The following is a 14690-nucleotide window of genomic DNA, read 5'->3' on the forward strand; positions in this document are numbered from 1 at the left end:
ACATGTCATGCTGAAAAAACTTTTTCCTTACATTAAGCTTTATCGCCACTATTTTATTATGGTGGTATTCGGTATTATTTTAGTATTAGTCGCACTTGGCGCGAGTATTTTTTTACTCTCACTTTCAGGCTGGTTTTTATCGGCAACGGCATTTGTTGGCGTAGCGGGTTTATATACCTTTAACTATATGCTACCTGCCGCTGGTGTTCGGGGCGCTGCAATAATCAGAACCGCGGCCCGCTACGCGGAAAGATTAGTCAATCATAATACAACATTTAAAATATTATCGTATTTAAGAACTGACGCCTTTAAGCGAATATTACCTTTTAGCACAAGGCAAATGCAATACTACCAAAAAGCCGATTTACTCAATCGCTTTATTGCTGATATTGATCATCTAGACCACCTTTATCTTAGGTTATTTATGCCAATTGTAAGTGGCCTACTAATGACAATACTCATTTATTTTGCTGTCAGTTATTTTGATCAAACAATTGCTAGTTGCATCGCAATAATATTATTAATGACCATTTTAGTTGTGCCAATCATCTTTTACCAAGCCGGTAAAGTTATTGGTGCAAAAATTGCCGAGCAAAAAAGTGAATATCGACAAAAATTAGTTAGCTATTTGCAAGGGCAAGCCGAACTCATTTTATTTAATGCAACTAATCGATATCGCACTGAGCTTGACGAGATTGAACAGCAGTGGTTAACCAACCAACAAAAACAATCTACCTTATTAAGTATATCAAGTGCATTAATTCTACTTATTATTGGCGCAATGACACTATTAATTATCTTTCTAGCAGCAGACGGGATTGCCAATTATCAGCAGCCGATCATTGCCTTATTTATTTTTGTTGGCTTATCGTGCACTGAAATATTAGCACCTATTCCTGGCGCATTTCTATTTTTAGGCCAAGTATTAACCTCGGCTGATCGCATGAATGATTTAATGCAGCAAAAACCCGATATTAGTTTTCCCAAAATTGGGGTAAAAGCTGATTTTAATTGTGGTGAAATTAGCTTTAATGATGTCTCATTTACTTACCCAAATCAGCCGTTGAGTGTATTTGAAAAAGTGAACTTTACTATCAAAAATGGCGAACATATTGCATTAATTGGTAAAACAGGCTGTGGTAAATCTACCTTACTAAGCTTAATTACACGTGCTTGGCCAATTGAAAAGGGTCAAATTTTATTAAACCAGCAAGATATTACACAATTTGATGAATCAACACTGCGTAACTTAATGGCAGTTATTCCACAAACTATTAGTATTTTTAGCGACACATTACGTAACAATTTGTTAATAGCAAATCCTCGTTTGCCCGATAAAAAATTAATAGAGGTACTTGCTAGCGTCGAACTTGATAAGCTCACCAATAGTGAGGCTGGGCTTGATCTTTGGTTAGGTGAAGGCGGCAGAGCATTATCCGGTGGTGAAAAACGCCGTATTGGTATTGCAAGAGCGCTATTACATAATGCGCCATTTATTTTAATGGACGAGCCGACTGAAAGCTTAGATAGCCAGACTGAACAACAAATTTTAGCCATTATAACAAAATGCTATACAGATAAAACACTCATTATGGTTACTCATAGATTAACCCAGCATAGTTGGTTTGATCGCATCTACCTAATGGAAAATGGTCAATTATCTATCGCCAAAAATAATACTGTATAATTTTCGTTATTTTATTGTTGTAAGGTATCATTATGGCATAAAAATTAGTACCTGATTAATCGATAATTAATTATAATAAAATCCGATTAATGTTTTTGTGGGTTAGGTAAACCTAACTCTTTTATTTTTTTTCAATTTCAACAATAATAGTGCCAATTCAAATCAATGAATAAAAAAATTATGTATACAGGAACACTTTTTATCGTTTCAGCGCCAAGTGGCGCAGGAAAATCAAGCTTAATTAATGCTTACCTTAAACAAAATAGTCAGCAACAGGCTAACGTATCAATCTCGCATACAACTCGCCAGCCAAGACCAGGAGAAAACCATGGTGAACATTACTACTTTGTTGATCATCATGAATTTGAAAGCTTAATTGAGCAAGATGCTTTTGTTGAATACGCCAAGGTCTTTGAAAACTACTACGGCACATCAAAAGCAGCAATTGATGGTAAATTAAAGCAAGGGATTAATATATTTTTAGATATTGACTGGCAAGGAGCAAGGCAAGTTAGGGAAAAAATGCCCAATGCTAAAAGTATTTTTATTTTGCCGCCCTCTTTAACTGAGCTAGAAAAAAGACTCATTAAACGGGAGCAAGATTCAGCTGAAACGATTGCCAAAAGAATGCAAAAAGCCAAATCTGAAATGTCGCATTACTCTGAATATGATTATTTAATCATCAATGATGACTTTAATTGTGCATTAGATGCACTAAATATCATTATTAAAGCAGAAAATTTACGTACAGATAAACAATTTTTGCTTTATCAAGACGTCATTGGCAATCTTATCGAGTAATCGCTTTAAAGCCTTGCGCTAAGGATGAATTAGCGCAATAGTTTATTGAAAAATAATGCCAATTTTTATGATATTTATCAAATTAAATTTAACTTTTTGCATATAAACTTAAATAAGCATAGCAATCTACCGTAAATTTAAGTAAAATTGACGATTATTTTGCAAAAATCCCACTATTGATTATGAGGTAAGTATGGCCCGTGTAACCGTTCAAGACGCTGTTGATAAAATTGGTAATCGATTTGATTTAGTATTAGTTGCAGCAAGACGCGCACATCAAATTCAATCTGAAGGTAAAACACCACTAGTCGCAGAAGAAAACGATAAAGAAACCGTTATCGCATTGCGTGAGATTGAAGAAGGTTTAGTCAATAAAAAGATCCTTGATACTGCTGATTTCCAAGCTCGTCAAGAAGAAGAAGCAGAAACTCGTTCTATACTACACGAAACAATTCTTTTCGAAAACACACCATCATACGACTAAGACAATAAGTAAAGCATCATAAAATGACAGCTGATATGCAATATTTTGCTTCATTAGAGAAACGAATCAAAAGTTATCTTCCTAGTAAGCAAATCAAGCAAATTCGGGAAGCGTATATCTTTGCTTATGATGCTCACAATGGTCAGTTTCGATCAAGTGGTGAACCTTATATTACTCATCCTGTTGCCGTTGCTTGCATTCTTGCAGATATGCAACTGGACTTTGAGGCAATCACCGCTGCATTACTGCATGATACAATTGAAGACACACCTGTTACGTATGAACAAGTTGTTGACCGATTTGGCGAGGACGTAGCTGAGTTAGTTGAAGGGGTTTCTAAGCTCGATAAGCTTAAATTTCGTAACCGTCAAGAAGCACAAGCCGAAAATTTTCGCAAAATGGTGCTCGCGATGGTTAAAGATGTTAGGGTTATCTTAATCAAGCTTGCTGATCGTACGCACAATATGCGCACATTAGGTTCATTAAGGCCTGATAAGCGTCGACGCATTGCGAAAGAAACACTTGAAATATATGCACCTTTAGCCTATCGCTTAGGGATCCATCATATTAAAACTGAACTTGAAGTGCTCAGTTTTACCGCGATGCATCCAAATCGAGCCAAAGTGATTGAAAAAGTCATTTCATCAGCAAGAAAAACCCGTAAAGAATTAATTAAACAGATTTTATCTGAAATTGAACAACGATTAAGTAGCGCAAAAATTAAGGCGAAAGTGGAAGGTATTGAAAAAAATATCTATGCTATTTACCAAAAAATGCAGTTGCGCGAGCAAAACTTTCTGTCAATTATGGATATCTACATTTTCCGTATTATTGTCAAAGACATTGATAGTTGTTATCGCGTATTAGGCTTGGTGCACAATTTATATAAACCGCGCCTAAACCGCTTCAAAGATTATATCGCCATTCCAAAAGTGAATGGCTATCAGTCTCTTCATTCATCTTTAATCGGTCCTCATGGCACGCCAGTTGAAATACAAATTCGCACTATTGATATGGATCAGATGGCTGAAATGGGCGTTGCTGCGCACTGGGTGTATGATAAAAACGATGAATCAAATAATACTACTGCCCAAATTAAAGCTCAGCGCTGGATGCAAAATTTACTTGAACTTCAACAAAGTGTTGTTAACTCTTTTGAATTTATCGAAAATGTAAAATCTGATTTATTTCCTAAAGAGATTTATGTTTTTACGCCAAAAGGCCGTATTGTTGAATTACCCGAAGGCGCAACCCCTGTCGATTTAGCTTACGCCGTTCATACCGATATTGGCCATCAATGTATTGGCGCTATTGTTGATCGCAAGCCCTCTCCGCTTTCGCAGCCATTAAAAAATGGCCAGACAGTTGAAATTTTAACGTCTAACGATAGTAGACCAAGTGCTGGTTGGTTAAATTTTGTTGTTAGCTCAAAGGCACGCTCGCGTATTCGCCAAGCACTAAAAAGCCTTAAGCGAGATGATGCAATCGCGCTAGGTAAGCGCTTATTAGATTATTCGTTAGTTGGACAAGGCGGCGTTAAAGCTATTCCAAAGGCTAAAATAGATAAAATAACAACTATTACTAAATTAAACTCGTTTGATGATCTACTTGCCGAGATTGGCCTTGGTAATATCATGAGCCAGTTTGTAGTAAAAAGTATTGAACATAGCGATAAAGTTGACCTTAATCGTTATGGATCAAATAAAAGGCTGATAATAACCGGCACTGAAGGATTATTAGTCTCATTTGCTAAATGTTGCCATCCGATTCCTGATGACCCAATCATTGGTAGAATTAACCCAGAAAAAGGTTTATCAATCCATCATGAATCATGCCGTAATATTATCGGTTACCAAAATCATCCCGATAAATATGTTCCGCTTGAATGGGCGCCGGCAGCAGAACCCTGGTTTATTGCTGAAATTTGGATTGATATTACCAATAATGCAGCGATGGCACTTGCCAATATTATCTCAGTAATTAATGCCGAATCAGCAAATGTACAATGGCTAAATACCGAAGAAAAAGACTCAAAAATTTATACTGTTATTTTGCATATTGAAGTCAAAAATTCAATTCAGCTCAATGAAATTATCCGTAAAATAAGTTATCAGCAAGACGTGGTCAATATTAACCGTAATATTAATTAAATTATGGCTGATAAACGATTACTCAATCACCTAAACATTAGTCATTTGCCTGGGCTTGGCGATGCACTAGAAAAAAAATTTAACTCATTAGCTATTTACACTGTTGGCGATCTATTATTGCATTTACCTATGCGTTATGAAGATCGCTCAAGTTCAAGCACAATTGCCACGTTATCAATTGGTGAACACACGACTATTCAAGGTCAAATCATTAAAAGTGAAGTGATTATTGCTAAAAAACGTATGTTAATTTGCACGGTTAAAGACGAAACGGGCATAATTAATCTTCGATTTATGAACTTTTATCCAGGTCAAAAACAAAATATGGCCGTTGGTCGATGGTTAAAAGCTTATGGTGAAGTAAAACAAGGTAAAGTCTACCTTGAGATGATCCACCCACAAATACAGATCCGCGATAACGAACACGCGCTCGATGATATTGAAACCGAGCGATATACACCAATTTATCCTGCAACTTATGGCTTAACACAAACCATGTTGCGTAAATTTATTCATTTAGCTTTACTGCTCCTAATGCGTAATCCCACACCAGAACTAATTCCAAGTAAATTTTTAACTGGTTTTCCAAGCATTGAGCAGGCACTACAAATTATTCATGAGCCACCATTAGATATTAATATTGCAGGGCTTGAAGATGGCAGTCACCCAGCTAAAAAACGATTAATATTTGAAGAGTTACTGGCCTATCACCTCAGTATGCAAATGACTAAATCACATAATCAAAATCAGCATGCAATGCCGCTCAAAGTGACGAACCAATATATTACGCCATTCTTGCATTCATTACCTTTTTCGCCAACTAATGCGCAAAATCGAGTTGTCAGTGAAATTTATCGAGATATGGCAAAAAATGTGCCGATGATGCGTTTAGTACAAGGTGATGTTGGCTCAGGGAAAACATTAGTTGCCGCACTTGCAGCGCTTAATGCACTTGAAAATAATCAACAGGTCGTCTTAATGGCGCCGACAGAAATTTTAGTCGAGCAGCATTATCTCAATTTTTGCCGTTGGTTTGAACCGTTAGGACTAACGGTTAGCTTATTGTCAGGTAAATTAACAGCTAAAAATAAGCGTGAATGCTATGCAAGCCTAGAATCAGGGCAAACCGATATACTAATTGGTACACATGCTGTATTTGTTGAGCAAGTTAAATTTGCCAATTTAGGTTTTGTTATTATTGATGAACAACACCGTTTTGGCGTTGCTCAGCGACTATCATTGTGGCAAAAAGGGGTGAAAGATAATATCTATCCTCATCAACTTATTATGACGGCAACCCCTATTCCACGTACGCTTGCCATGACAGTTTATGCCGATCTTGACGTTTCAACTATTGATGAACTGCCGCCGGGTAGAACGCCAATAACAACCGTTGTATTATCAAACACTCGCCGTAATGACGTTATTGAAAGAATTAAACAAGCCTGCCTTGAAGGTAAACAAGCTTATTGGGTTTGTACGCTAGTTGAGGAATCTGAAGTCCTTGAAGCACAAGCAGCTGAAGTTGTATTTGCTGAGCTACAAGAGTTATTACCAGGGATCACTGTTGGCCTTATTCACGGCAAAATGAAACCGATACAAAAGCAGGAAGTCATGCAGGCTTTTAAACAAGGCAATATACAACTATTAATTGCCACAACGGTTATTGAAGTCGGCGTTGACGTACCAAATGCCAGTTTAATGGTTATTGAAAATGCTGAGCGACTTGGCTTATCACAATTGCATCAATTACGTGGCCGCGTTGGGCGAGGAAGCGAGGCATCTCACTGCGTGCTGATGTATCAAACACCGCTAAGCCGAGTCACCAAAGAAAGATTAAATGTAATGCGTGATAGTAATGATGGCTTTGTTATTGCACAAAAAGATCTAGAGATCCGCGGCGGCGGTGAGATATTAGGAACAAGGCAAGTTGGTATTGCTGATTTTAGAGTCGTTGATTTAATTCGTGACCAACATATGATAAATACGATACAAAGTGTATCTGCTTATTTACTTACACATGATTTTACAGCCGCCGTTACAATTGTTGATAGCTGGCTACCTGATAGAAGCAAATATATTAACGCGTAAGTAAAACAAGGCGCGGTTTAAATAGCGCCTTGTAATAAACATTATTGTAATGGTGATAACGTAATTTCAACGCGGCGATTTTGAGCTCGGCCTGTTTCACTTGTATTTGATGCGATAGGCTGTGATGCACCGGCGCCATAAACTGACATTCGAGCAGCGGATGTTCCTTGCTGAATTAATAGATTAGCCACGCTATTTGCGCGTTCTAATGACAATTTTTGGTTGGTTGCATTACTACCCGTAGAATCGGTATGCCCTACAATATTAATAGCAGTTTTTGGGTACTCTTTTAATATCAATGCGACACTGGTCAACGTTTCTGTTCCTAGCGGCTTAAGTGTAGAACTACTCGTATCAAAAGTCACACTGTTTGGCATATTAAGAATGATATTATCACCTGATCTTGTTACGCTAACGCCAGTATTACGCAATTTATCACGTAATTTAGATTCTTGAATATCCATGTAGCCACCAACGCCACCACCAAGTACTGCGCCGGACGCGGCACCAATTAATGCACCTTTTCCACGATCGTGCTTAGATGATGATAGTACACCAATACCTGCGCCAACAGCGCTGCCAAGCAGTGCACCTTTAGTGGTATTAGCAACTTTTTGCTCACCAGTATAAGGATCGGTCGAGCAGCCAGATAAAACTAACAAAGAGCTTAATGCTAATATTGCAACTGGATAGATTTTCATTTTATTCCTCACTTCAATTTTTTCTTACAAATATTTACTATATTTAGCGTAACACTTTAATTATAGTAATCGGCTATAATGCCGATAATAAACGGATTATTATAATGTTATAATAACGCGCTCAGTGTAATCTTATTTTACGCTAGATATTATCCAAATCGTGCCAAGTTTCAGGTAAGTGCTGCCAAAAACGCGTTGGCATAAATTGCCGTTGTAATTTTGGGTTAATTCGCTCTTTAATCGTAATTGATTGGCAGTAACGATACCACATATGTTGAAATTGTTTCTCGCTTGGCGAAAGAAAATCATCATTAATACTGCCATTGACAAGAAAGTTATCTTGCTCATTTAAAGTAATTATTTCTGTTTGTGCTAAATCATAGAAATACCCATATTGCCTTTTGGTGTCAAAAATTGCCCATTTTTGATCGGCAAAGCGATCTTGAAAAAAATCAATCGTTAACGGCAAGCTATTATAGCGGGGTGAAACGGTTGCAAAATAGACTTTATCACCTTGATTATCAATGGCATTAAAACGTATAAACATCATTAAATAGTGCCGTTCATGAGACACTTTTTTTGCTAACTTTTTGATTGCCAAAATATCAAGATCAGCAAAATTATGACTGATATCGTGTGTAGCTTTAAATATTTTAGCTAAATAATTAAAAATCAGTAAGCTGCGCTCAGGTAATTCAGAATACCAAACATAAGTTAGCTGCATCAACGCAGTCTTTGATAAACGTTTTTTCATTGCCAAACTGACGCGGCTATATTTTCCCTCTGTCGTTTGTACGTAGTACTCTTCTGATGTTAATAATGGCAAAACCTCATCTGGCGCGAGGATCAGTTGCGGCCATTTTTTCAATGAAAACGCATCAAAAATAGCAGAAAGTAGTCCTTCAAAGCTATTGTCGTATCGAAAAACAATCATACTATGCCCTATTACAATGTCATTACTAGCTGTTTAGGCGCTTGTTTTGCCTGTGCCTGTTCAAGCCCTGATGGCTCTTTTAAAGATAAACGGATATAGTCAGCCGATGCTTCTTGTAGCTTAAAAGAGTGCATTTCATGGCAGATAATAAAAAATTGTGCTCGTTTAAGCACAACCCCTATGCGTTTTAAAGCGTCAAGGTTAAGGCGTCCGTGTCGACGAGCAGAAACAATTAACCGCGCTGACTTAACGCCTATTCCTGGTACTCGCAGTATTTTCTCATAACTGGCACGGTTAATATCAATTGGAAAATAGCTTGGATTACGAATCGCCCAACTGAGTTTAGGATCCATATCAAGATCTAGTTCTTGGTGGTCATCATTCACAATTTCATCAACATTAAAGTGGTAAAACCTAAGTAGCCAATCCGCCTGATAGAGCCTATTTTCACGAATTCTAGGTACATCTTTAACCACTGGTAACCGCTTGTCATAGCTATTTACTGGAACAAAGCCTGAATAATAGACTCGTTTCATACTCGGCCTTTTATATAATTTTGAGGTAAGTTGTAAAATTTGCTGATCAGTTTCATCCGTAGCCCCAACAATAATTTGAGTGCTTTGCCCTGCTGCGGCAAATTTAGGTGCATGACGAAATTTTTGTCGTTCTTCTTTATTCTCAATCATATGCTGTTGAATATGACGCATCGGTAAATAGATACTTTGGTGATCCTTATCAGGTGCAAGGTGCTTTAAGTTTGGTTCTGTCGCAATCTCAAGATTAACACTTAGCCTATCTGCATAAAGCCCAGCTTGATAAACAAGTTCACTGCTCGCACCAGGGATCGTTTTCATATGAATATAGCCATTGAAACGATGAACAGTGCGCAAATCTTTAATCACTCTAATCATTCTTTCCATCGTATGATCGGCATTTTTGATAATACCTGAGCTTAAAAATAGCCCTTCGATATAGTTTCGGCGATAAAACTCAATGGTTAATTCGGCTAATTCTTTGGGCGAAAAAGCAGCACGTTCAATATCATTACTACGACGATTGACACAATAAGCGCAGTCATAAAGGCAAAAATTAGTCAACATGATTTTGAGCAATGAAACGCAGCGGCCATCCGCCGTATAACTATGACAAATTCCCCAGCCTCTAGCACTACCAATACCACCATTTTGATTTTTACGCGTAGTGCCACTTGAAGCACACGAAACATCGTATTTAGCTGATTCTGCCAAAATCTCTAGCTTTTTAATTGTACTATCTTTCATAATCTTAAGCTTAATTAACTGTATATAAAAACAGTATATAAGGTATTTTTGGGAAAGTCACTATTAAACAATATTTTTAGTTTTCCTTAATTTTTTGGGTGTTAGCCCAAAACGATTTTTAAAGTTTTCAGTAAATCTAGAATGGGTTTGATAGCCACATTGTTCAGCAATATTTTGAATGGAAAACTCAGTTGTTTGTAATAAATGGAGCCCATGTCCTAATTGTGCATTAGCTTTAATTTCTTTGATCGATTGCTTTTCTTGTCGTAATTTTCGTCGTAGTGTAGATTCACTCATAAAAAGTAAGTCACAAATTTTTTTTGATGTTATATTTTGAAATTGACTTTGAATAAAAAAATCATGAATCTTATTACCTAAAAATGATTGTGTACCTAATCTTGCGATATTTTTGTAGCCAAGCTCATAAAGCAGCCTCAAAATTTCATGTCGTCTATGAGCTAAAATAGACTTAGAAGCCCAAGCAGATATTGTCACAAATTGGTCCAATTCTTCTTGTAGCTCTATTCCAACCTTCCCTTGAATATAGGTAATATCACTTTGCTGTGCAGCTGGGATCCCAATAAAATCTTCACATTCAAATTCAAGAATAAATGCCATATACTCATTTTGTTGGGGAATATTTCTTACTGTTAACAATTTGTGATCAGATAAAAAAATAAATTCACTGCTACGACATAAAATTGTTTCAGTTGAACAAATCTCTTTGGTTCCATTTACGATAAAAATAAGTATCGGTTTTGTAAATGCGATATTTTGTAAATTCTGTTCACTGCTAGCGCTATAGAGGTAGAAAGGTAACGATTTACTGTTTAGTAAAGCTTGCTTGGTTCTGTGAATAAAGTAATTAATCATATTAATTATTGACCGAATATCGTTAATAAATGATTGTTTTCGGACAGTATGACATATCACAAATCAATATAATACATCTCCTATTTTACTAAAGAGTAGTTATATGAAAATTTATAAAATACTTATCGCATCTATAATATTAATGGTATCGATATCAGCCTATTCATTTGAGCTAACTAGTAGTGATATAAAACAAGGCGAAGATCTTTCAAACGTATTCGAATTTAATGGCTTTGGTTGTAATGGTGATAATATTTCTCCTATGTTAGCCTGGAAAAATATTCCAGAAGGGACTAAATATTTTGCAATTACCCTCTATGATCCAGATGCACCATCTGGCAGTGGTTGGTGGCATTGGCAAGTGATAAATATACCTAAAAATATTTTATATTTTGCCCGAGGTACAGGTAATTCAGATCAAACTAAAATTCCCAATGGCGCCATGCAAATGAGAAATGATTATGGTATTTATGGTTTTGGCGGCGCTTGCCCACCAATTGGTGATACCAAACATCATTATCAATTTACTGTATATGCCTTACCTGAAAAATTGGATATGGCAAAAGATAGCTCTGCTGCTTTAGTTGGATTTATGCTAAATGCCAATGCAATCGCATCAAGTACTATTGAAGCTTTATATCAACGTGATTAACAAAGTAATATAACCGAAAGAAGGGAAGTATTGTGCTTCCCTTTAAGCTTGAAAAAGGTCAAAAAACTATTTTTTTTGATTTGACTAAAATATGTTTGATTAAAATAATAAAAATTATTGATTGGGCACATTATTTTCAATCACATCTAGCCAAGTATTGGGGCCAATTAACGGTTGGTTAGTTAAGTAGCGCCTTAGAGCATCAAGTGCAATGGCCGAAAAAATCTGTTGTTCAGTTTGCCTATTATAGCGCCGGCTACGGTACTTAAGACGATAGCGATATGTTTGCTTTGGTGTAACAAGTTGAAGGGTAAATTGGCTATTATCGTCACTAAATTGGCCTAAATATAAAATTAAGGCATGCGGAAATTGCGCAGTTAATTCTGTAATACGATGGGTGATATTGGTTGACGTTTCAGATTTTATTAATGGGGCATTTTCGCCATAAAGTTGATAAGCAATTAATCCTGCCGTTTGCTCTTCAAGTACGACTAATTGTTGTGACTTATCGCGAAGCTCTTTACTTACAATACCTGCAAGTCCTATTGTTCCTTCATATAATAGATTATCACTAACTAAATGCTTTAGCTGCTCCCATAAATTATCGATTATTGGTTGGTCAGACATTTTACCTGTCAATTTAAGCTCTATAATCGGCGAGGCGGAGCGATAGCCAACGTCAATACCTGCTGGAACAGATAATTTTTTTTCAATTTCATCCGCTAAGTCACTTTCTGTTCGCCCCATTGTGGTAAGACGATAACATAACGGCTTTATGATATTAGGTTGTAATTTTTTAAGATCAGGTAGAATTTGATTTTCAACCATCACTTTAAATTCAGACGGTACACCTGGCGTAAAAAATAGGGTACAGTTATTGATAACCATTTTAAAGCCACATGCCGTGCCAACCGGATTATCAATTATTGATGCACTTTTAGGCAACATTGCTTGTTTAATGTTAGCGGGAGGCATTTTTCTAGCACGACTTGCAAAATATTGCTCTAATACGGTTAGCCACTCTTGATGAAGTACTAACGCTTCATTATTTGCTTGCGCTGCTGCTTGAGCGCTTAAATCATCGCTAGTAGGACCAAGGCCACCATTAATAATTAAGATATCATTTTCTTTACTACGCTTGATTAATGTATCAATTAATTGATTAAGATTGTCGCCAACAGTAAAGCGAGAGGTCATTGTAAAACCATGTTGAAATAGAAAATCAGATAACCATGACGCATTGGTATCGGTGATTTGTCCATATAAAACTTCATCACCAGTACTTAACATTTCAATTTTTAGGGCATTATTCATCTTGGTCCTCAATATCAGCCATGTGCTCTTTACTCTGCACCATTTTTACCGAGAAATAGAGATCATAAGCGAACTCAATATACGCTTTATCCATATTGATATTCATATCTTTAAACCAACGTTTTAGCGTTTTTCGTCGCCCAGCCAAAATAAAGACAATATTCCGTGCTTTTAATGCTCGAACAAGCTCTTCAATGCCAAGTAATACACTGACATCTTGGTAGGTAAAACAAGGGATCGTATCAACAATGACATACCCAACTTTTTCGGGGGATTCATCAACTAAATTAATAATACGTTTTTTAAAATAAGCAATATTAAAATAGGTTAGTGGCGAGTTAAAACGATACATAATCGCATTGTCAATTGGCGTGACATGCTGACTTAGGGAGTGAATTCGCCCATCAGCATCAACGCCAAGAAGCTGATCAGTTGGCCTAAATACTCGCCTTAAAAACATAAATAAACCGAGTAAAACGGCTAATGCCATGCCAGGAATAATACCAATTAATAATACCGCAATAAGCGTTGCTAAGCTTAAATAAAATGCGTCACGATTAAGTTTAAAAAAGCGAATAATGCTTTTAATATCAATTAATGACCACGATGAATAGATTAGAATAATCGCTAATACAGCGGTTGGAATATATTCTAATGGCGATAATAAAAAGAAAACAACAAGTGCTATAACCAGCGCTGCAACAATTGATACTAATTGTGTTTTACCACCATTAACATCATTGACCGCTGTTCGTGATGAAGTGCCGCTAACGACAAAGCCATTCGATAATCCAGCAACAATATTTGCTATACCCAGCGCCCTAAATTCGGTATCAGCGTCAGTATCATAATTATTTTTAGCGGCAAAACTACGCACCGTTATCATCATGCTAATAAAACAAATAACGGCAATATTCACTGATGGCACAACCAACTCACGCATTAGGCCGATATCAAAATCCCCCCATGATGCCAAAGAGAGCATTTGATTACTAAATTGACCAATAATTTTAACGCCATATTGATCAAAACCAATTGCCCATGAGGCAAAGGTCATAATAACCACAACGATCAGTGGGGCAGACCAACGTGGACGAAATTTTTTTATGCCAATCAACAGTAGCAAAGTCGATAGTGAAATTAATACCGTAATAAAATGCATATCGGGCACTTTTAATGGCAAATAAAATAATCTAGCAAAGAAATTACCGGCGTCATAGCTAAAACCACAGACTTTAGCAAATTGATCAACAATGATGGTAATTGAGATCCCATTAAGTAAACCGATTAAAATTGGCCGACTTAAAAGATCGGCTAACGCACCAAGGTGGAATTTACCGGCAATTAGGCACCAAATACCAATCATGATGGTCATAACGATAACAAGTTGCCATCTTAAAATTGGGTCATTAGCCGCTAAAGGAATAACAACCGCTGCAACAACTGCGCAAGTTGCCGTATCTGGCCCGACAATTAACTGCCTTGAAGAACCAAATAATGCATAAGCAACTAGTGGCAAAATGGTTGAATAAAGCCCAGCGATTGCGCCAACACCAGTTAAATCAGCGTAGGCTATTGAAACAGGTAATGATACAGCGGCAACGGATAATCCTGCCCTAATATCATAGCTTAAATACTCTCGACGATAATTAAATAAAATAGCAAGCCCTGGGATCCACTTGAATATTTTTTGAAACAATAACCGATCACTAAGTTTTGCCAT

The 14690-nt window shown here is 36.8% G+C and carries 12 protein-coding genes; 6 read left to right on the plus strand and 6 right to left on the minus strand.

Annotated elements, in window-relative coordinates:
- Window positions 1-7 precede the first annotated feature (7 nt).
- The 5 genes from cydC (at window position 8) to recG (ending at window position 7213) form a co-directional block, all read left to right on the plus strand.
- On the plus strand, window positions 8-1687 hold the full coding sequence (gene cydC / locus RHO14_09925) for a cysteine/glutathione ABC transporter ATP-binding protein/permease CydC (protein ID WVD70669.1): 1680 nt from the start codon (window positions 8-10) through the stop codon (window positions 1685-1687).
- 165 nt (window positions 1688-1852) lie between these two features.
- Window positions 1853-2488, plus strand: a complete 636-nt coding sequence (gene gmk / locus RHO14_09930) for a guanylate kinase (GenBank protein ID WVD70670.1) — start codon at window positions 1853-1855, stop codon at window positions 2486-2488.
- A gap of 193 nt (window positions 2489-2681) precedes the next feature.
- On the plus strand, window positions 2682-2972 hold the full coding sequence (gene rpoZ, locus RHO14_09935) for a DNA-directed RNA polymerase subunit omega (protein WVD70671.1): 291 nt from the start codon (window positions 2682-2684) through the stop codon (window positions 2970-2972).
- A gap of 23 nt (window positions 2973-2995) precedes the next feature.
- Window positions 2996-5122, plus strand: a complete 2127-nt coding sequence (gene spoT / locus RHO14_09940) for a bifunctional GTP diphosphokinase/guanosine-3',5'-bis pyrophosphate 3'-pyrophosphohydrolase (protein ID WVD70672.1) — start codon at window positions 2996-2998, stop codon at window positions 5120-5122.
- A gap of 3 nt (window positions 5123-5125) precedes the next feature.
- The gene (gene recG / locus RHO14_09945; protein WVD70673.1) at window positions 5126-7213 is read left to right on the plus strand and encodes an ATP-dependent DNA helicase RecG; all 2088 of its coding nucleotides are present in this window, start codon (window positions 5126-5128) and stop codon (window positions 7211-7213) included.
- A gap of 41 nt (window positions 7214-7254) precedes the next feature.
- Here recG and RHO14_09950 read toward each other — a convergent pair whose 3' ends face one another.
- From RHO14_09950 to RHO14_09965, 4 genes are all read right to left on the minus strand, one after another.
- Window positions 7255-7914: an OmpA family lipoprotein gene (locus RHO14_09950; GenBank protein WVD70674.1), complete on the minus strand. Its 660-nt coding sequence runs from the start codon at window positions 7912-7914 to the stop codon at window positions 7255-7257.
- Window positions 7915-8056: 142 nt separating this feature from the next.
- Window positions 8057-8848, minus strand: coding sequence for a TIGR03915 family putative DNA repair protein (locus tag RHO14_09955; GenBank protein ID WVD70675.1), 792 nt, complete (start codon window positions 8846-8848; stop codon window positions 8057-8059).
- A gap of 11 nt (window positions 8849-8859) precedes the next feature.
- The gene (locus RHO14_09960; GenBank protein WVD70676.1) at window positions 8860-10128 is read right to left on the minus strand and encodes a putative DNA modification/repair radical SAM protein; all 1269 of its coding nucleotides are present in this window, start codon (window positions 10126-10128) and stop codon (window positions 8860-8862) included.
- A 63-nt stretch (window positions 10129-10191) separates the two neighbouring features.
- A complete protein-coding gene (locus tag RHO14_09965; GenBank protein WVD70677.1) occupies window positions 10192-11001 on the minus strand; it encodes a helix-turn-helix transcriptional regulator in 810 nt (269 codons plus the stop codon).
- A gap of 103 nt (window positions 11002-11104) precedes the next feature.
- Here RHO14_09965 and RHO14_09970 point away from each other — a divergent pair, with 103 nt between their 5' ends.
- Window positions 11105-11653, plus strand: coding sequence for a YbhB/YbcL family Raf kinase inhibitor-like protein (locus RHO14_09970; GenBank protein ID WVD70678.1), 549 nt, complete (start codon window positions 11105-11107; stop codon window positions 11651-11653).
- A 114-nt stretch (window positions 11654-11767) separates the two neighbouring features.
- Here RHO14_09970 and RHO14_09975 read toward each other — a convergent pair whose 3' ends face one another.
- Together RHO14_09975 and RHO14_09980 are read right to left on the minus strand one after the other, a co-directional pair.
- Complete coding sequence (locus tag RHO14_09975; protein WVD70679.1) at window positions 11768-12967, minus strand: CinA family nicotinamide mononucleotide deamidase-related protein; 1200 nt, start codon at window positions 12965-12967, stop codon at window positions 11768-11770.
- Complete coding sequence (locus tag RHO14_09980) at window positions 12960-14690, minus strand: SulP family inorganic anion transporter (GenBank protein ID WVD70680.1); 1731 nt, start codon at window positions 14688-14690, stop codon at window positions 12960-12962. The genes RHO14_09975 and RHO14_09980 overlap by 8 nt, the downstream gene beginning before the upstream one ends.

The organism is Orbaceae bacterium lpD04 (genome assembly GCA_036251935.1).
Lineage (GTDB): Bacteria > Pseudomonadota > Gammaproteobacteria > Enterobacterales > Orbaceae > Orbus > Orbus wheelerorum.

Bases quoted from the DNA above. Each gene is read 5' to 3' on its own strand.
- rpoZ (WVD70671.1), top strand. From the start codon at position 2,682: ATGGCCCGTGTAACCGTTCAAGACGCTGTTGATAAAATTGGTAATCGA.
- RHO14_09970 (WVD70678.1), top strand. From the start codon at position 11,105: ATGAAAATTTATAAAATACTTATCGCATCTATAATATTAATGGTATCG.
- recG (WVD70673.1), top strand. From the start codon at position 5,126: ATGGCTGATAAACGATTACTCAATCACCTAAACATTAGTCATTTGCCT.
- RHO14_09955 (WVD70675.1), bottom strand. From the start codon at position 8,848: ATGATTGTTTTTCGATACGACAATAGCTTTGAAGGACTACTTTCTGCT.
- RHO14_09980 (WVD70680.1), bottom strand. From the start codon at position 14,690: ATGGCAAAACTTAGTGATCGGTTATTGTTTCAAAAAATATTCAAGTGG.
- spoT (WVD70672.1), top strand. From the start codon at position 2,996: ATGACAGCTGATATGCAATATTTTGCTTCATTAGAGAAACGAATCAAA.
- RHO14_09950 (WVD70674.1), bottom strand. From the start codon at position 7,914: ATGAAAATCTATCCAGTTGCAATATTAGCATTAAGCTCTTTGTTAGTT.
- cydC (WVD70669.1), top strand. From the start codon at position 8: ATGCTGAAAAAACTTTTTCCTTACATTAAGCTTTATCGCCACTATTTT.
- RHO14_09960 (WVD70676.1), bottom strand. From the start codon at position 10,128: ATGAAAGATAGTACAATTAAAAAGCTAGAGATTTTGGCAGAATCAGCT.
- gmk (WVD70670.1), top strand. From the start codon at position 1,853: ATGAATAAAAAAATTATGTATACAGGAACACTTTTTATCGTTTCAGCG.
- RHO14_09965 (WVD70677.1), bottom strand. From the start codon at position 11,001: ATGATTAATTACTTTATTCACAGAACCAAGCAAGCTTTACTAAACAGT.
- RHO14_09975 (WVD70679.1), bottom strand. From the start codon at position 12,967: ATGAATAATGCCCTAAAAATTGAAATGTTAAGTACTGGTGATGAAGTT.